Annotated in this window: 18 protein-coding genes and 1 tRNA gene; 8 read left to right on the top strand and 11 right to left on the bottom strand. The window is 70.6% G+C overall.

The features are described from left to right. Positions 1–6: 6 nt before the first annotated feature. From rpl12p to C472_RS06315, 3 genes are all read left to right on the top strand, one after another. Positions 7–351, top strand: a complete 345-nt coding sequence (gene rpl12p, locus C472_RS06305) for a 50S ribosomal protein P1 (RefSeq protein ID WP_006628975.1) — start codon at positions 7–9, stop codon at positions 349–351. Between the two features lie 122 nt (positions 352–473). Beyond that, entirely contained in the window at positions 474–665 is a 192-nt protein-coding gene (locus C472_RS06310; RefSeq protein ID WP_006628976.1) for a hypothetical protein, read from the top strand. A 59-nt stretch (positions 666–724) separates the two neighbouring features. Beyond that, positions 725–940 (top strand): DUF7472 family protein, encoded by a 216-nt coding sequence (locus C472_RS06315; RefSeq protein ID WP_006628977.1) that lies wholly within the window; start codon positions 725–727, stop codon positions 938–940. A gap of 54 nt (positions 941–994) precedes the next feature. On the opposite strand, the gene C472_RS06320 is transcribed toward C472_RS06315, so the two are convergent. The 5 genes from C472_RS06320 to C472_RS06340 all read right to left on the bottom strand — a co-directional run bounded on the left by C472_RS06320 (position 995) and on the right by C472_RS06340 (position 5,406). Beyond that, positions 995–2,167 (bottom strand): DNA primase large subunit, encoded by a 1,173-nt coding sequence (locus C472_RS06320; RefSeq protein ID WP_006628978.1) that lies wholly within the window; start codon positions 2,165–2,167, stop codon positions 995–997. Between the two features lie 87 nt (positions 2,168–2,254). Then, the gene (locus tag C472_RS06325) at positions 2,255–2,905 is read right to left on the bottom strand and encodes an HVO_2922 family protein (protein WP_006628979.1); all 651 of its coding nucleotides are present in this window, start codon (positions 2,903–2,905) and stop codon (positions 2,255–2,257) included. 56 nt (positions 2,906–2,961) lie between these two features. Further along, entirely contained in the window at positions 2,962–3,603 is a 642-nt protein-coding gene (locus C472_RS06330) for a protein sorting system archaetidylserine decarboxylase (protein WP_006628980.1), read from the bottom strand. Then, positions 3,600–4,649 (bottom strand): AAA family ATPase, encoded by a 1,050-nt coding sequence (locus C472_RS06335; RefSeq protein ID WP_006628981.1) that lies wholly within the window; start codon positions 4,647–4,649, stop codon positions 3,600–3,602. The genes C472_RS06330 and C472_RS06335 overlap by 4 nt, the downstream gene beginning before the upstream one ends. Before the next feature lie 100 nt (positions 4,650–4,749). After that, positions 4,750–5,406 (bottom strand): DUF4013 domain-containing protein, encoded by a 657-nt coding sequence (locus tag C472_RS06340; protein WP_006628982.1) that lies wholly within the window; start codon positions 5,404–5,406, stop codon positions 4,750–4,752. Between the two features lie 305 nt (positions 5,407–5,711). On the opposite strand from C472_RS06340, the gene C472_RS06345 reads away from it, so the two are divergent. From C472_RS06345 to C472_RS06360, 4 genes are all read left to right on the top strand, one after another. Next, positions 5,712–7,019: an ABC transporter substrate-binding protein gene (locus C472_RS06345; RefSeq protein ID WP_006628983.1), complete on the top strand. Its 1,308-nt coding sequence runs from the start codon at positions 5,712–5,714 to the stop codon at positions 7,017–7,019. A 53-nt stretch (positions 7,020–7,072) separates the two neighbouring features. Beyond that, the gene (locus tag C472_RS06350; protein WP_006628984.1) at positions 7,073–8,059 is read left to right on the top strand and encodes a carbohydrate ABC transporter permease; all 987 of its coding nucleotides are present in this window, start codon (positions 7,073–7,075) and stop codon (positions 8,057–8,059) included. After that, entirely contained in the window at positions 8,056–9,000 is a 945-nt protein-coding gene (locus C472_RS06355) for a carbohydrate ABC transporter permease (RefSeq protein WP_006628985.1), read from the top strand. Before C472_RS06350 ends, C472_RS06355 begins: the two co-directional genes overlap by 4 nt. 102 nt (positions 9,001–9,102) lie before the next feature. Then, complete coding sequence (locus C472_RS06360) at positions 9,103–10,221, top strand: ABC transporter ATP-binding protein (RefSeq protein WP_006628986.1); 1,119 nt, start codon at positions 9,103–9,105, stop codon at positions 10,219–10,221. Between the two features lie 58 nt (positions 10,222–10,279). Here the strand turns inward: C472_RS06360 and C472_RS06365 are convergent, their stop codons facing one another. Together C472_RS06365 and C472_RS06370 are read right to left on the bottom strand one after the other, a co-directional pair. Beyond that, positions 10,280–10,693: an SHOCT domain-containing protein gene (locus C472_RS06365; protein ID WP_006628987.1), complete on the bottom strand. Its 414-nt coding sequence runs from the start codon at positions 10,691–10,693 to the stop codon at positions 10,280–10,282. 67 nt (positions 10,694–10,760) lie between these two features. Beyond that, complete coding sequence (locus tag C472_RS06370) at positions 10,761–11,240, bottom strand: DUF192 domain-containing protein (protein ID WP_006628988.1); 480 nt, start codon at positions 11,238–11,240, stop codon at positions 10,761–10,763. 60 nt (positions 11,241–11,300) lie between these two features. Here C472_RS06370 and C472_RS06375 point away from each other — a divergent pair. After that, a tRNA-Val gene (locus C472_RS06375) sits at positions 11,301–11,374 on the top strand. 166 nt (positions 11,375–11,540) lie between these two features. Here the strand turns inward: C472_RS06375 and C472_RS06380 are convergent. The 4 genes from C472_RS06380 to C472_RS06395 all read right to left on the bottom strand — a co-directional run bounded on the left by C472_RS06380 (position 11,541) and on the right by C472_RS06395 (position 16,977). Continuing rightward, entirely contained in the window at positions 11,541–12,356 is an 816-nt protein-coding gene (locus tag C472_RS06380; protein ID WP_006628989.1) for an ABC transporter permease, read from the bottom strand. Then, positions 12,353–13,414 (bottom strand): ABC transporter ATP-binding protein, encoded by a 1,062-nt coding sequence (locus C472_RS06385; protein ID WP_006628990.1) that lies wholly within the window; start codon positions 13,412–13,414, stop codon positions 12,353–12,355. The genes C472_RS06380 and C472_RS06385 overlap by 4 nt, the downstream gene beginning before the upstream one ends. 89 nt (positions 13,415–13,503) lie before the next feature. Further along, on the bottom strand, positions 13,504–15,684 hold the full coding sequence (ligA, locus tag C472_RS06390) for an NAD-dependent DNA ligase LigA (RefSeq protein ID WP_006628991.1): 2,181 nt from the start codon (positions 15,682–15,684) through the stop codon (positions 13,504–13,506). 111 nt (positions 15,685–15,795) lie between these two features. After that, complete coding sequence (locus C472_RS06395) at positions 15,796–16,977, bottom strand: metal-dependent hydrolase family protein (RefSeq protein ID WP_006628992.1); 1,182 nt, start codon at positions 16,975–16,977, stop codon at positions 15,796–15,798. Positions 16,978–17,091: the final 114 nt, after the last annotated feature.

Here is a 17,091-nt window from a genome sequence, read left to right on the forward strand (position 1 = left end):
ACACCAATGGAATACGTTTACGCTGCGCTCATCCTGAACGAGACTGGAGCAGAGATCAACGAAGACAACGTCACCGGCGTGCTGGAAGCCGCCGGCGTCGACGTCGAGGAGTCCCGCGTCAAGGCGCTCGTCGCCGCGCTGGAGGACGTCGACATCGAGGAGGCCATCGAGACGGCCGCCGCGGCACCCGCCGCCGGCGCGTCCGCGGGCGGTTCCGCCGACGCCGACGCGTCCGCCGACGAGGCCGACGACGACGACGAGGAGGACGAGGCCGACGCCGCCGAGGAAGCGGCCGACGACGACGAGGAAGACGGCGACGGCGGCGAGGGTCTCGGCGAGCTCTTCGGCTAACCCCGGACGACCGCTCGGACCTCGACCGCGCCGACCCACCGCTCAATTTTTATCGGCTCTCGCTATCCCGAGTGATAACGCCGTCCGCGAGTTTATGTGTCGATCGCCGGAACGAGGAGTCGATGAAGATCGTCGACGGCGACAAGGCGGAGTGCGATCGGTGCGAGTCGGTGTTTCCGCTCGCGGACGTCTCGCTGTTGGAGAAGGAGACCAACCGCGACTACGAGCGGGTGCTGTGCGGCGAGTGTCTGGGGGTCGTCGGGGTCCCGCGCGGGTACACCCTGCGACGGGACATCACGCACCTGGCGAAGTGAGGCGGAGGGGCGGCGAGCCCATCGAAGTCCTTTTTTAGCGGCGACGGGAAGCCGCGAGCATGGAAATCGACGCGGAGCTCCGTCGGCAGATCACCGTTTCGCTGGCGGCGGCCGCGGCGTTCATCGTCGCGCTGGTCGGCATCGGGGTCACCTTCGGCGGGTCGACCGTCCTCCCGGAGGCGGGCGCGCTCGCGCTCGTCGCGCTGTTGGCCGGGTTCGTCCTCCTGATGGCCGGCGTCGGGACGTACCTGATGCGCGCGAACGACGAGTCGTAAGGTTCCGTCCCGTCTTCTCCGGTGTCCGTCAGCGACCGTAGCTGCGCGTCGGCGTCACGCCTCGGTCGCGTCGTCCGCCTCCCGTCCCGCCCGCCAGTCGGTCACGTCGTCGGCGGCGGCCACCCGCTTCTCGTAGTACGAGAGCGGGTCGGCCGCGACCTGCATGTGGTCGTCCTCGTTGTGACAGATCCCGTAGTTCGCGAGCGTCTCGCAGGTCGGCGGCGGGTACTGGGTGCCGCGGTCGTCGGTCAGGTACTCGGTCTGGTAGCGGATCCCCTCGGCGTCGAGGCTGGTGTCCGCACAGAAGGCGACCACCTCGTCCGGCGTCATGCCGATGCCGACGAGGAACGCCATCAGCGCGAACGACTCGGCCGACGAGAGCTTCGTGTCGCGCTCGGCCTTCTCGATGAGGTTGGTCATACACGGCGGGAACAAGTCCCGGTCGATGACGTCCGGCGGCTCGGCGTAGGTGCGCTCGGAGAGCAGCCGCCTGAGGTCGGCGACGCGCGATTCGAGCGCCTCGCCGATCCCCTCGTCGGCCGCCAGCTCGAAGGGGAGTCCCTCGGCGACGCGGGCCTCGACGGCCGCCTCCAGCGCGACGAGCAGCTCGTCGCGAGAGACGCGCACCGCGCCGTCGGCGAGCGCGCGGTTGACGAGCCGCCACGAGTCGCCCCAGTCGGGCGAGGTGAGCCGGAGGTACGGCCCGACGTCGATCCGGTAGTGGCTCGGGTCGCGGCCGGCGCTCCCGGTTCCCGCCGCGCCGCCGCCCGCGACCCCCCGACCGACGCCGGCCGAGGTGGTCGCGTCGGGGCGGACGGCGTCCGCGAGGTCGAACTCGGCGAGCAGGTCGTCGAGCGTGACCGTCGCGGACGAGACGGACCGCAGTTCGTCGTCGGCGTCGAGGTCGCGGCGGACCCGCTCCATCGCGGTCGCCGCCTCCGCCGCCGCGTACTTCTCGATGGCGGGGTCGGAGTCGAGGAGGGAGACGAGGATCCGCGCGATGGGGTACGAGAGCAGCTCCGCCTGCGCGTCGTACGCCGACTCGCCGGGGAACGCGCCGCGCTCGGAGGCGACCGTCCCTTCGAGGAGGGCGCGTTCGACCCGCTCGCGCGCGCGCTCGACGGCGGGGGCGTCGGCCGCGACGAGCTCCGGCAGCGACACCGCGGCCGCCGCGACCGCCTCGCGGGCGCTCGCGAAGAACGGGTACTTGGCGTCGAGCGCGTCCATGTCGGCGAGAGGTAGTGAGGGCCGGCGAATAAGCGGTGCGGTCCGCGGTCGACCGGAGACCGTCGCCGGGTCAGGACGCGGCGGGAACTACTCGTCGGACTCCTCGACGGCCGCGCCGGGGGCGTTCGACTTGACGCTGCGGAGCCCCTGTTTCGCCTTCTGCTTGGAGGCGTACCCCTGCCCGCAGTCGGCGACGACGTTGCCGTTGTCGTGGCGGAGCCGCCAGCGGTACTCGTCGGCGCTGTCGCGGAACAGCTCGAAGGTCGCGTCGCTGCCGCCCTCGTCCGGCGCTTCCTCGTCGCGGGAGACGTCGACGACGTGCGCGCCGGGGGCGTTGCGCTGGACGCTCTCGATCCCCGACCGCGCGTCGCGCTTGTCCGAGTACCCCTCGCCGCCGTCGGCGATGATGTTCCCGTTGTCGTGGCGGAGCCGCCAGCGGAAGTCGTCGGCGCTGTCGGCGTACAGCTCGAACGTCGCCTTGCTCGCGGCCGCGTCCTCGTCGACGGCGGCCTCCTCCTCGGGCCACTCCATCTCGACCTCGAAGTGGACCGTGCCGCCCTCGCGTTCGAGTTCGACCTCGACGTCGCCGGCCGCGGCCGCGTCGACCGTCACCGTGCCGTCCTCGTCGACCGGGACCGGGTCGCCGCGACCCAGCGCGCGGGCGAGCCGGCGGAGGTACGTGGCCAGCCCCTGTCGCGTCCGCGACCGCCTCGACTCGTGGATAGTCTCTTCTGGCATACAGGAGACCCCTCACCGCCGTGAAACAAAAGCGTATGGCCGAACCCCGTGCGGAGCTACGCGTCGTCCGACCGCTCCGCGATGATGGTCTCGCCAGCGCGCACGCTGTCGCCCTCGGTGACGAGTAGGTCGTCGCGGGTCACGTCCGCGGGCAACACCACGTCCGCGCGCGAGCCGAACGAGACGTGGCCGACGCGGTCGCCGCGCTCGACGCGGTCGCCGCGCTCGACCGACGGGTGGATCCGCCGGGCGAACCAGCCCGCGATGACGAGCAGTTCGTACTCGCCGAAGTCGATCGCGACCTGCTCGTTGCGGTCCGACTCCTTGTCGAACGCCGGGCGGTTCGCGCCGGGGCGGTGGCGCACCTCGCGGACCTCGCCCGCGAGCGGCGCGCGGTTGACGTGGACGTCGGTGACGTTCATGAACACGCCGACGCGGAGCCGCGCCCCCTCCTCGCGCACCACGGAGACGGTGCCGTCGGCCGGGGAGACGACGGTCTCGTCGCCCGTCGGCGGGTGCCGCTCCGGGTCGCGGTGGAACCAGAGGATCCCGACCGCGAGCGCGACGAGCGCGACCCCGACCGGCGGGACGAGCGGGAGCGCGACGGCACCCGCGAGCGCCGGGACGAGCGCCAGGTCCCACGCGGCGTCGACCACCGGGAACGGGAAGAGCCGAGAGAGCGGCGGGCTCCGGGTCACGGCGCGACCTCCGCGTCCCGCAGCGCGGGCGAGAGCTCGGTCCGGCCCGCGGCCCACGCCGCGAGCAGGTGGACGAGGTGGGTGGTGTCGTCGAGGCCGTCGGAGAGGTCGAGGTCGGCCTCGCCCGCGAGGGCGTGGAGGCGCGCGAGGTCGTCGCCGCCGTACTCGGAGCCGGCGCGGGCGACCCGGAGCGTCTCGCGGAGCAGTTCCTGCCCGTCGTACCCCTCGTCGAGGAGGTCGTCGAGCGTCGACCGCGCGTCCTTCAGGTCGCCGTTGCGGGCGTCGGCGAGCGCCTCGCGGAGCGCGTCGTCGTCGCCGACGTCGCCGAGCGTCTCGTAGGCGGTCGACATGGTGATCTCGCCGCCCTCGACCGCGGTCGCCTGCGCTGAGAGGATCGCCTCGCGGAGGTCGCCGCCCGCCGCGCTGGCGACGAACTCCAGCCCGTCGCCGTCGTAGTCGACGCCCTCGCGGTCGCAGATCGCTTCGAGGACGTCGATCGTCTCGTCGGTCGTCGGCGATCGGACGCGGACCGGGAAACAGCGCGACCGGATCGGCGCGATCAGCTTCGAGGGCTGGCGGGTGGCGATCACGAACTGCGTGGTCCGGTGGTGCTTCTCCATCACGCGGCGCAGCGCCTGCTGGAAGTCCTCCCGGATCGCCTCAGCGTTGTCCAGCAGGACCGTCTTGTACTCGCCGGACATCGGCGCGTACGACGCGGACTCCTTCAGCACGCGGTTTATCATGTCGCGTTTCGCCATCCGGCTCCGCCCCTCGAGGAACCCCTCGAACCGCGGGTCGGTCCGGATCTCCTTTTTCGTTCGGCCGAAGAAGTCAGCAACGTTGATCTCGATCAGGTCGGCCTCCGGGTCCGCGTGGGAGGCGTCGGCGAGCGCCCGGGCCGCCGCCGTCTTCCCGACCCCCGGCGGCCCCTGAACGACGAGGTTCATCGGCTCGTCGACGGCCCGGCGCAGGCGGTCGCGGGCCTCGTCCTGCCGGATCTCGTCGAGGTCCGGCGCGTGCGTGTCTATCCAGAGCGGTCCCTGCATTACCGACATGTCGGGACCGCGCGGTCAAGAATCGGTCGGTCACGCCGTCCGCAGCCCGCGCCGTCCGCAGTCCACGCCGTCCGCAGTCCGCGGCGTCGCCTCACCGCCGTCTCGCGCGCTCGACCGCGCGACCCCAGAGGTACACGGTCACGAGGAGGCCGTAGGCGAGGACGAAGGTGCCGGCGAGCGGCCCGATCCGCGAGAGCGTGAACAGCGCGCCGCCGACGCCGACCGTGACGACGAGCGCGGTGAATCCGAGCGTCCACCCGAAGAAGTAGGCGGCGTGGCCGGCCACCGGCCGGAGCGTCGCCCCCGAGAACGCCCCTCGGAGGGAGCCGTCGCGGCCGTACGCCGTCAGGGCCACCGGCGCGAGATACGTCCCGAGGAGTCCGACGAAGAGGACGGCGGTCGACCCGGCGAGGATGCGACCGACCGGCGCGTTCGCCCCGGGTTCCAGCGTGACGATGCCGTAGACGGTCACGAGGAGGGCGGCGAACGGAACGCCGAGGAGGGCCAGACAGACGACCAGTCCGCCGAGCGACCGGCGGAGGAGCGTCCGCCCGTCGGCGAGGAACGGCGGAAGGGAGTCGCCGCGCTCGCTGGCGGCCAGCGCGCGGACGAGGTAGCCGACGACGGGAATCGCCGGGAGGACCGGCACGACGACCGAGAGCGCGAGCAGCAGCCAGACGGCGAGGAGCGGCCGCTCCCCGGCCTCGCCGGCGACGGGATACGAGACCGCGGCGATCGAGGGGCGCATGCGTGTGCCCATCCGCCGGACCGTAGTATGCCCGTCGGTCCGGCGTCGAGATCACCTCCGACCCAGCGCCGGGATCACCCCCGACCCAGCGCCGGGATCACCTCCGACCCAGCGCCGGGATCACCCCGGGTCCGGCGTCGCGATCGCCCTCGATTCGGCGTCGATATCCCCGTCGTTCCGACGCGTCGGAAAACGGAGATCGACGGAGTACGACCGAGTGAGGGTGGTCGGCGACGTTTCAGAAATTGTTCTAGAGTAATGAGTAAGTATATATGGCAATCGTCCATTGTCTACCGTGAAGTACCATGACAGACCAAGACAAGCGGTTATCGCGGCGACACTTCGTCGGAGCGACAGGGGCGGCGACCCTCGCGGGTCTCGCCGGCTGTTCGGGCGGCGGCGACGGCGGCGACGGGGGCGACGGGGGCGACGGGGGAAGCGGAGGCACGCTCGAAGTCCTTCACGCGTGGACCGGCGGCGACGGCGCGACGGCCGCGGAAGCGCTCGTCGAGGCCTTCGAAGAGGAGTATCCCGACATCGAACACGAGTTCAACCCGATCGGGGGCGGCGGCAACCAGAACCTCGACGCGGTCGTGGCGAACCGGCTCCAGAACAACGAGCCGCCGAGCGCGTTCGCCGGCTGGCCCGGCCCGAACCTCCAGCGGTACGACGGCGTCCTGGGCGACGTCGGTAGCGTCTGGGAGGAGGAGGGCTTCGAGGACGTGATGGTCCAGGAGGCCGTCGATCTCCACCAGCAGAACGGCGCGTACCGCGCGGTTCCGCTCGGCTCCCACCGGCTGAACTGCCTGTTCTACAACACCTCGGTCGTCGAGGAGGCGGGCGTCGACCCCGACTCCCTGACGAGCGTGTCCGCGTTCATCGACGCGCTGGAGACCGTCCAGAGCGAGACGGACGCGATTCCGATGACCCACGGCGCGAGCGGCACCTGGACGACGACCCAGCTGTTCTCCTCGACGATGCTCGGCCAGGAGGGGTACGAAGCGTACATGGACTTCCTCGACGGGAGCCCCGACGAGGAGGCCGTCCGCGCGACCTTCGAGTCGCTCGCCGAGATCCTCGGGAACTACATCAACGACGACGCGTCCTCGATCGGACTCACGGAGTCCAACCAGAACATCATCGAGGGCAACGCGGCGTTCATCCACCAGGGGAACTGGGCGGCCGGTGCCTACCGGAACGCCGAGGACTTCAATTACGACGAGGACTGGGGCTTCAAGACGTACCCCGGCTCGGAGGGCATGTACATGCTCCACTTCGACTCGTTCCTCTATCCGTCCGACAACCCGTCGCCGGGCGTGACGGACCAGTTCATGGCGTTCGTCGGGAGCGAGGCGGCGCAGGTCGCGTTCAACCAGTATAAGGGCTCGATCCCGACGCGGACCGACGTCGACATGAGCGAGTTCGGCCCGTACCTCCAGGAGACGCAGGAAGACTTCGCCAACGCCGAAGAGCGTCCCCCGAACCTCCAGCACGGGCTGGGCGTCACCTCGGAGACGATGACGGCGCTGAACGACGTGATCTCCAGCGAGTTCTCCGGACCGTACAACGTCGACGCCGCCACGCAGGGCTTCGTCGACGCGGTCTCCAACTAACACCGGTCCACGATGCGACCGGATTTCGGCGGTTTCGGCACACGACGAACCATATGACACGGAACACTGACACCGGTGACGACAGTGGCGACGCAGTCACGGACGGCGGCGTCACCGAGGACCCGAGCGGGTCCGGATTCAGTCCGATCGCCGCGTTGAACGACCGCTTCGGCAGCGACTTCGTCGAGTCGTCGCAGTTCTGGCTCCCGCCGTTCCTGCTGGTGGGGCTGTTCGTCTACGGGGCGATCATCTGGAACTTCCTGATATCGCTGACGGACTTCAGCGGCTTCGGAAACCCTAACTACGGCGATCTGGACCTCGAAATGTACACCCGGGCGCTGGCGGAGAGCGGCTTCGTCGACGCCGCGGTCAACACCTTCATCCTGCTCGTCGGGTTCACCCTGGTGACGCTCGGGCTCGGACTCGGGCTGGCGATTCTGGTCGACCGGAACATCCGATTCGAGAACACGTTCCGAACGATCTATCTGCTGCCGATGAGCCTCTCGTTCGTCGTCACCGCCCAGTTCTGGGCGTGGATGTTCAACTTCAACAACGGGGTCATCAACATCGTCACCTCCTCGCTCGGGCTCGGCCGGGTCGACTGGCTCGGGAACCCGGACATCGTCCTCTGGGCGGTGATGTTCGCGCTGATGTGGCAGTTCGCCGGGTACGCGATGGTCGTGTACCTCGCGGGCCTGCGCGCCATTCCGAACGAGCACTACGAGGCGGCGAAGGTCGACGGCGCGTCGACGGTCCGGATGTACTGGCGCGTGATCATCCCCCAGCTGAAGGGGTCGACGATCAGCGCGTCCGTCGTCCTGATGGTGTTCGCGCTGAAGGCGTTCGACTTCCTGTACTCGCTGGTGGGCGGCTACCGGCCACCGAACGGGGCGGACATCCTCGCGACCAAGATGGTTCGTGAGGCGTACGCGAACCTGAACTGGGCGTACGCGTCGGCGATAGCCATCGCGCTGTTCCTGATGACGCTCGGCATCGTCGGTCCGTACCTCTACTACCAGTACAACAGAGGCAACCTATGAGCGACGACGCACGAACCGACGGCGGAACGGTATCGGAGACGAGCGCCGGGGCGTCCGACGGGGCGCTCTCGGGGGTCGACGGGTACCGAGTCCTCCTGTATCTCGGGCTGCTCGGGATGCTGGCGTTCTTCCTGATCCCGATCGAGTCCGGACTCGTCACCTCGTTTAAGACCTCCAGCGGCGTCACCGGGTCGCTTCCGTTCGCGCCGCCGACCGGGGCCACGTTCACCCTCGGAAAGTGGCAGGCCGCGTTCGACGCGCTCGGACGTGGGCTGGTGAACAGCGCGCTGTACGCGATCCCCGCGACCGTCATCTCGGCGCTGCTCGGCAGCTTCGCTGCCTACGGGATCACGCAGTCGGACTGGAAGCCGAAGTACAAAGCGCCGATCCTCGCGCTGTTCGTCGCGGGGATATTCATCCCGTATCAGGCCGTGCTCGTGCCCCTCTCGCAGTTCTGGTCGATGGTTCCCCTCGAGGAGTCGCTGGGGTTCCTGTGGAGTCTGGGGATCAACGACGATTACGTGGGCATCGTCGAGCTCATCGTCACCCACGTGGCCTACGGCCTGCCGATCTGTACCGTCCTGTTCAGGTCGTACTACAAGAACATGAGCGAGGAGATGATCGAGGCGGCGCGGCTGGACGGCGCGTCCATTCGCCGCATCTACCGCCGGATCGTCCTCCCGCTCTCGGGACCGATGTTCGCGGTGGTCCTGATCTATCAGTTCACCCAGATCTGGAACGACCTCCTGTTCACGCTCGTGTTGGTCCAGACGGAGTCCAGCGCGGCCGCGCCGATCGTCCTGATCCTCGCCGGGCTGGGGACGTCGCTCGAAGGCCAAGACTTCGCGCTCCGAATGGCGGGCGCGTTCATCGCCGCCCTGCCGACGCTCGCGGTGTACATCGCGTTCGGCGAGGAGTTCGCCGAGGGGGTGGCGACGTGATCGCGACCGCTCGCCAGCAGCAATCTATGATCCGACAGCAACCACGTACCCGACCTGACGTATCGCTCTCGAACCGCCGCGCCGTCGAACGGGGGCGATAGCATGGGAACGCTCGAACTCGACGGCGTGACCAAGGTGTTCCCCGACGGCGACGGCGAGATCGTCGCCGTCGACGACGTCGACATCGAGATGCGCGACGGCGAGTTCCTCGTCGTCGTCGGCCCCTCCGGGTGCGGCAAGTCGACGACGCTGCGGATGGTCGCGGGCTTAGAGACGATCTCCAGCGGCGAGATCCGGCTCGCCGGCAAAACCATCAACGACGTGAAGCCGCAACACCGGGACATCGCGATGGTGTTCCAGTCGTACGCGCTGTACCCCCACATGACGGTTCGGGAGAACATGGCGTTCGGCTTGGAGGAGTCGACGGACCTCTCCGACGACGCGATCGACGAGCGCGTCACCGACGCCGCGGGGACGATGGGAATCTCCGAGCTGCTCGACCGGAAGCCCTCGGACCTCTCCGGCGGGCAGCGACAGCGGGTCGCGCTCGGGCGAGCGATCGTCCGCGACCCGGAGGTGTTCCTGATGGACGAGCCGCTCAGTAACCTCGACGCGAAGCTCCGGTCCGAGATGCGAACGGAGCTCCAGCGGCTTCAAGACGAACTCGACGTGACGACGATGTACGTCACGCACGACCAGACCGAGGCGATGACGATGGGCGACCGGATCGCCATCCTGAACGCCGGCGAGCTCCAGCAGGTCGCGACCCCGCTGGAGTGTTACCACGAGCCGGCGAACCGGTTCGTCGCCGGGTTCATCGGGGACCCGTCGATGAACTTCTTCGACGTTCGGCGGGACGGCGAGACCCTCGTCGGCGACGCCTTCGACTACCCGCTCTCGGCGTCGACGCTCGACGACGTGGGCGACGTGACCGACCTCACACTCGGGGTCCGTCCCGAGGACGTCTCGCTGGCCGGCGACGCGACCGGCGAGCACACCTTCTCGACGGTCGTCGACGTGGTCGAGCCGATGGGCGACGAGAACACCGTCTATCTCCGGTTCGAGGACGCGCCGGAGGGCGACACGTTCATCGCCACCGTCGGCGGCCTCCAGCAGGTCTCCGCCGGCGACGAGATCACGATCGAGATCCCGGAGGAGACGATCCACCTCTTCGACGGGAACTCCGGCGAAGCGGTCCACAACCGCGAAATCGACGAGTAACGGTCGGCTTCGCGGCCGCGGCCCGCCGCCGGTCAGAACCGGCGGCCGCCGGCGCGTCTCACTCGCGGAGCCGTTCCACTTCGCGGCGGACTCCCTCGCGCACCCTGTCAGCGACGGCACCGTCGCCCGGGTCGGCGACCTCGGCGTCCTCGGTCTCCAGCAGCCGGTCGAGTTTCCGCTCGAACTCCCGCTCGTCGATCTCGCCGTTGGCGTACCGCTCGCGGAGGGCGTCGAGCGCGGGGTCGCCGGTGGCGTTCTCGGAGTCGTCTGCGTCGTCCTCCGGGATCGGCTTCACCAGCGTGTGGAGGACCGGGAGCGCGACGACGAGGCCGAAGAACCACACCAGCGGGAGGGTCCACCAGAGGCCGGAGAGGAACGGGGCGGCGACGCCGGCACCGACGACGCAGAGGGCGAACACCCGCCGCCAGCGGTGGCGGAGGTTCCACGCGACCCGGCGAGCGAGTCCGGTCATGGTCGGGGCGACGCCTGCGAGGCTGAAAGCGGTTTCGTCGGGTGACCGCGCCGGGTCGGCGGCGGTCTCACGCCCCGTCGATCACCAGCCGGTCGCCCGGCTCGACGCCGTGGCGGTCGCTCCACCCCCGCGGCACTTCGAGAACGTAGCGCCCGGTCCCCTCGTAGCGCGTGAGCGGCCGGGACTCGGGTTCGGCCTCGTGGATCCGGGTGACGGTTCCGTTCGCGTCCGCGAAGACGATGTCGAGCGGGAAGGCCATGTCGCGCATCACGTAGGCGCGCTTCGCCGTCTCGCCGTGGACGAACAGCATTCCCTCGCCCCCGGGGAGGTCCTCGGTCGCGGAGAGCCCGACGTACTGTTTCACGACGCCGTCGGCGACGCGGGCGTCGACGGTCGCGAGCGACTCGCCGGTGTCGCCGTCGACGGCCTCGACCGCGGCCGTGTCGTAACCGGTGATCAAAAGCGCCGGGTTCGTCGCGGCGACGGCGACGCCGACGAGGGCGAGACACGCGAGGAGGCCCGCGACCCCGATGAGGCGGCGGTTCACGGTCGGGGTTCGCGGCGCGGAAGGAAATCGTTTTCCGCTCTCAGGTGGTCGTTCGGGTGAGGGCTCGTGGTCTAGCTGGTTATGACGCGGCCTTTACAAGGCTGAGATCGGCGGTTCGAACCCGCCCGAGCCCATACCTGTGGCGAACCGAACGGTGAGCCGCAGGTATGCGCTGTTCGAGGGCGGGTTCGGAGCAGGGAGCGGAGCGAGCGCAGCGAGCGGAGTGAGTAGGGTTCGAACCCGCCCGAGCCCGCTTCCCGCGGCGAGCGACACCGCGAGTCGCGGACGGGTCGCGGCCGCTCAGAGGTCGTCGGCGTCGAACTTCAGCAGTCCGACGAGCGGCGGCGCGACCGTCCAGAACACCAGCATCGCGGCCGCCGAGATCTGTCGGTTCGCGGTCTCGCCGGCGAACAGCCGTCCACCGAGGAACTCGCGCGACAGCACCTCGACCGCCGTGGTGGGGTTCGACACTCGGAGGAACACGTCGATCTGCGCCGCCGACACCGGCAGCGCGTCGACGGCGGGGCCGGCGGCGTTGAGCAGGCGGCCGGTCATGAAGCTCCACAGGAGGACGAACAGCACGTAGACGCCGATGCTCCCGATGAGCGCGCGCAACTGGGTCGACGAGGCGGCCGAACAGCCCACGGAGATGGCGACGAACACGACGCCGAGCGCGGCCGCGAACACGGTGTAGCCGAGGAACGCGCCGGCGTTGAACGTCACCGGCGCGACGATCAGCACGGCCGCGGGCAGCAGGAAGCCGGCGAACACCGCGAGCGAGAGCGCCGCCCCGCGGCCGACCACCTTCCCGAACACCACGTCGGCCCGCGAGTGCGGCAGCGACAGGAGCAGTTTCAGCGACCCCGACTCGCGCTCGCCGCTGACGGCGCTGTAGCCGACGACGACGCCGACCAGCGGGACGAGGTACGTCACGAGGACCGGGCCGACGAAGACGCTCAACAGCACCTCCGTGGCGAACTGCTCGTTCTGTCCCGTGGGACGGACAATGAACGCGAGCAGGGAGACGAGCAGCGAGAACAGCGCGATCAGCGCGATCATCCCCCGCGACTGGACCGTCTCCCGGAGGTCCTTGCGGGCGACGGCGGGGAGGCTCATCGGTCCACCTCCTCCGCCGCGGCGTCGTCGTCGGGAGCGTCATGGTCGCCCGAGTCGGAATCGTCTGGGTCGGGGGCAGCAGCGTCGGAATCGACCGAGTCCTGGTCAGTCGGACCAGACACGGACCGGCCCGAGTCGGACTCCGAGCCGACCGCGTCGCCCTCGGTGTACGTCAGGAAGAGGTCCTCCAAGGAGGCCTCCCGGGTGTGGAAGTCGGCGACCGTGACGCCCGCGTCCTCGAGGGCGGCGATCACGTCGGTCTTCGCGTCGCTGGCGCAGTTCACCACCAGCACGTCGCCGTCGCGGGTGACGCCGGAGACGCCCGCGAGCGCGCGGACGGCGTCGACCGCGGCGTCGTCGGCACCCGCGGCCGCGACTTCGAGCGTCTCCTCGCCGCCGACGGCCTCGCGGAGCCCCTCGACGGAGTCCTCGGCGACCAGTTCGCCGTCGCGCAGGATGCCGACCCGATCGCAGACGGCGTCGACCTGTTCGAGGATGTGCGAGGAGAAGAAGACGGTCGCGCCGCGGTCTGCCTCGGCGCGGACGATCTCGCGCATCTCCTTCGCGCCCGCCGGGTCGAGGCCGGAAGAGGGCTCGTCGAGGATCAGCAGGTCCGGGTCGTCGACGAGCGCCATCGCCAGGGCGAGCCGCTGGCGCATCCCCTTCGAGTACTCGCCGGCCGGGCGATCGCCGTCGCCGTCGAGGCCCACCCGATCGAGCAGCGCGTCCGGGTCGTCGTCGGCGTCCTTCGACTCGACGGCGAACTCGACGTGTCGCCGACCGGAGAGGCGGTCGTACACCGAGAACCCGTCCGGGAGCACGCCGGTCCGCCGGCGGATCTCGACGCCGTCGGTCGCGACGTCCGCGCCGAGGACGCGGACCGTCCCCGCGGTCGGGCGCACGAGGTCTAAGAGCATGTCGATCGTCGTCGACTTGCCCGCGCCGTTCGGCCCGAGGAACCCGTACACCTCGCCGTCTTCGACGGTGAGATCGAGGTCGCGAACGGCCGTGACGTCGGCGAACTCCTTGGTCACGCCCCGCAGTTCGATCGCGGTCATGCCTTCCGGTTCCGGCGGTACGGGATAAAGGGTTGTGGGTCGAGACGCGCGGGATCCCGTTTTTCGACCGGTACTGCCGACGCTCGGCGCTACGCGTCGGCTTCCGGCGGCCAGGCGACGCCGCGGTCGGCGAGCAGGTCGGCGAACTCCCCCTCGTCGAGGACGGGCACGTCCTCCGCCGCGGCGTCGTCGCGCTTCGACCGCCCCGGACTCTCGCCGGCGACGAGGTAGTCGGTGTTGCCGGAGACGCTGGAGGTGGCGTTCGCGCCGTGCGCCTCGACGTGCGCCTGCGCGTCGCTCCGGGGGACCGACAGCGACCCGGTGAACACGAAGGTGAGTCCGCCGAGCGCGTCGGCCGGGCCGTCGCCCGCGCCCGTCTCGAACGGCTCGGGGTCGACGCCGCGCTCGCGGAGCCCCTCGATCGCGGCGCGGTTCTCCTCGTTGTCGAGGAAGGTCCGGATCGACTCGGCCACCTCGGGCCCCACGTCGTCGACCTCGCGGAGGGCCGCCTCGTCCGCGTCGAGGAGGGCGTCGAGCGTCCCGAAGTGCGCCGCGAGCGCCCGGGCGGTCGTCGCGCCGACGTCCGGGATCCCGAGCCCCGCGAGGAAGTCGTCGAGCGACGGCTCGCGGGTCGCGTCGAGTTCGGCGATCAGGTTCTCGGCGCTCGTCTCGCCCCACCCCTCCAGTCCGGTCAGGTCCTCGACGGTCAGGTCGTAGAGGTCGGGCAGCGACTCCACGAGGCCGGCCTCCCGGAGCTGTTCGACCCGCTCGGGGCCGAGCCCCTCCACGTCGAGGGCGTCGCGGCGCGCCCAGTGTTCGACCGCGCGCTCCAGTTGCGCCGGGCAGCCGAGCCCGCCGGTACAGAACGCGAGGGGACCGTCGCGCACGACCGCGGCCCCGCAGACGGGGCAGGCGTCGGGGAACGCGTACGTCCCCTCGCTGCGCTTCTCGACGACCTCGGGGACGTAGGGGATCACGTCGCCCGCGCGGTAGATCCGGACGCGGTCGCCGACGTTCACGCCGAGCGCCTCGATCTCCGCGGGGTTGTGGAGCGTCGCGCGCGAGACCGTGACGCCGCCGACGTCGACGGGGCTGAGCTCGGCGACGGGCGTGAGCCGCCCGGTGCGACCCACCTGGACCGTCACGCCCTCGACCGTCGTCGTCGCGGTCCGCGGGGGGAACTTGTGCGCGAACGCCCAGCGGGGCGCGCGCGAGGTGGTCCCGAGCGCCTCGCGGTGGGCGAGCGCGTCCACCTTGATCACGACGCCGTCGACCGCGTAGTTCAGGTCCTCGCGGGCCGCGAGGATCTCGTCGCGGTAGTCGATCGCGGCCTCGATCCCGTCGACGACCGCGACGCGGTCGTTCCGACGGAGCCCGAGCGACTCGAACGCGTCCAGCGCGTCGCGGTGTCGCTCGGGGCGCGCGGAGGCGTCGGAGTCTTCAGAGCCGTCCGTCTCCCACGCCAGCACGTCGAAGAAGAACACGTCGAGCGGGCGCTCGGCGACGACCGCGGGGTCGAGCTGTCGGAGCGTGCCCGCGGCCGCGTTCCGGGGGTTCGCGAACGGCTCCTCGCCGCGCTCGATCAGCGCCTCGTTGTACGCCTCGAAGGCGTCGCGGGGCATGTACACCTCGCCGCGGACCGCGAGCCGGTCCGGGTGGTCGTCGCCGCGCAGGCGGCCGGGGACGGAGGGGATCGTGCGGACCTGGTCGGTGACGTCGTCGCCCTCGCGGCCGTCGCCGCGGGTCGCCGCGCGGACGTACTCGCCGTCCTCGTAGATCACCTCGATCGAGAGGCCGTCGAACTTCGGCTCGCAGACGTACGCGAGGTCGTCGGGGTCGAACTCGGGGAGGTCGCCGGAGTCGGCGGCGTCAACCAGCCCCTCCCGGACGCGCTCGTCGAACTCGCGGACCGCCGCGGCGTCGGTGTCGTTGTCGATGGACAGCATCGGCGCGACGTGTTCGACGGCCTCCAGTTCGTCGAGCGGCTCGCCGCCGACCCGCCGGGTCGGGGAGTTCTCGGTCGGAAGGTCGAACGCGTCTTCGAGCGCCCTCAGCCGGGCGAAGAGGGCGTCGTACGCCTCGTCCGAGATCAGGGGGTCCGCCTCGACGTAGTACCGGTGGTCGTGTTCGCGGACCGCGGCCCGGAGGCGGGCGGCCTGCTCGGCGGCCGCCTCGGGCGAGAGCTCCGCGACCGGGTCGAAGTCCGTCGGCGGCTCCTCGACGTACGGGTTCTCGTCCGGGTCGGCGTGCCGCGTCGACGAGGTGGTCATCGATTGAAACTGGGGTCGGGACCGGGTAAAAGGAACCGCTCGCCGCCCGTGCGATAGGGCGTCAGGGCGCTCGCGGTCGGGGTCGTGGAGTGGCGGTCGCGCCCGCCCCGCTCAGACGACCCGCCCGCCGCGCGCGAACACCGCGTCCGGATCCTGCCACGCCTCGGCGTCGGCGTTGGGGTCGGAATCGAGGACGACGAGGTCGGCCCGGTACCCCTCGGCGACGCGCCCGACATCGTCGAGGCCGAGCAGGTCCGCGGCGTTGACGGTGGCGGCCTCCAGCGCCCGCTCCGGCGAGAGCCCGTACTCGACCATGTACTCGAGCTCCCGCGGGATGTCCGCGAAGAAGTTGAACGGGGTGCCCGCGTCGGTCCCCATCGCGATGGGGACGTCCGCGTCGAGCGCGTGGTCCCACGCGTCGTCGAAGCGGTCGGCGGCGTCTTCGGCCTTCGCGACCGCGTCCTCGGGGATGCCGGCCTCCACGCCGTTCTCGACGATGCCGCGGAGCGCGCTCGCGGTCGGGACCCAGTAGGTGCCGCGCTCGGCCATCATCTCGGCCGCTTCCCGGTCCATGAACGTCCCGTGTTCGACGCTGGAGATGCCGGCCTCGACCGCGTTCTTGATCCCCTCCTCGCCGTGGGCGTGGGCCGCGGTCGGGGTGTTCGTGGGGGCGGCCGCGTCGGTGAACGCCGCGAGTTCCTCGGGCGTCAGCTCCGGCGCGCCCGTCACCGCGCCCTCGGTGAGGACGCCGCCGGTGGCCATACACTTGAGCACGTCAGCGCCCGCCTTCAGCTGTTCGCGGGCCGCCTTCCGCACCTCGGCGGGGCCGTCGGCCTCGCGCCCGAACCAGTTGCCGTGCCCGCCGGTCATGATCACGTTGCGGCCGCACGCGAGCACCCGCGGCCCGTCGAGGTCGCCGGCGGCGACCGCCTCGCCGGCGTCGAGCGCGAGCGTCCCCCGGCTCCCGAGGTCGCGGACGGTCGTGACGCCGGCCTCGACCGCCGCCGCCAGGTTGCTCGCGGTCCGGTAGCTCGCCGTGTAGTCGCTGTCGGAGACCGCGGTCGAGACGTCCGGGCGTCCGTCCATCATCGCGTGGACGTGCGCGTCGATCAGGCCGGGCGCGACGACCCGCCCGTCGGCGTCGACCGTCGTGACCTCGCCGTCCGCCTCGTCGACCGCGGCGTCGACCGTCTCCGGGTCGCCGACCGCGACGATCTCGCCGTCCGCGACCGCGACATCCGCTTTGCGAGTCCCGTCTACGTCCGCGACGCGTCCGCCTCGAAGCACGTACATACGTCCCAACAGGGACCGTTCGACGGGTAAACGCTCGGGTCGCGGTAGTCGAACGAGACGGGGACCCAAGGTGCCGTTCACCCCCACTTATAAACGGGTAGCCGGAGTTCCACC

Origin of the sequence: Halorubrum tebenquichense DSM 14210 (assembly GCF_000337415.1) — an archaeon.
Lineage (GTDB): Archaea > Halobacteriota > Halobacteria > Halobacteriales > Haloferacaceae > Halorubrum > Halorubrum tebenquichense.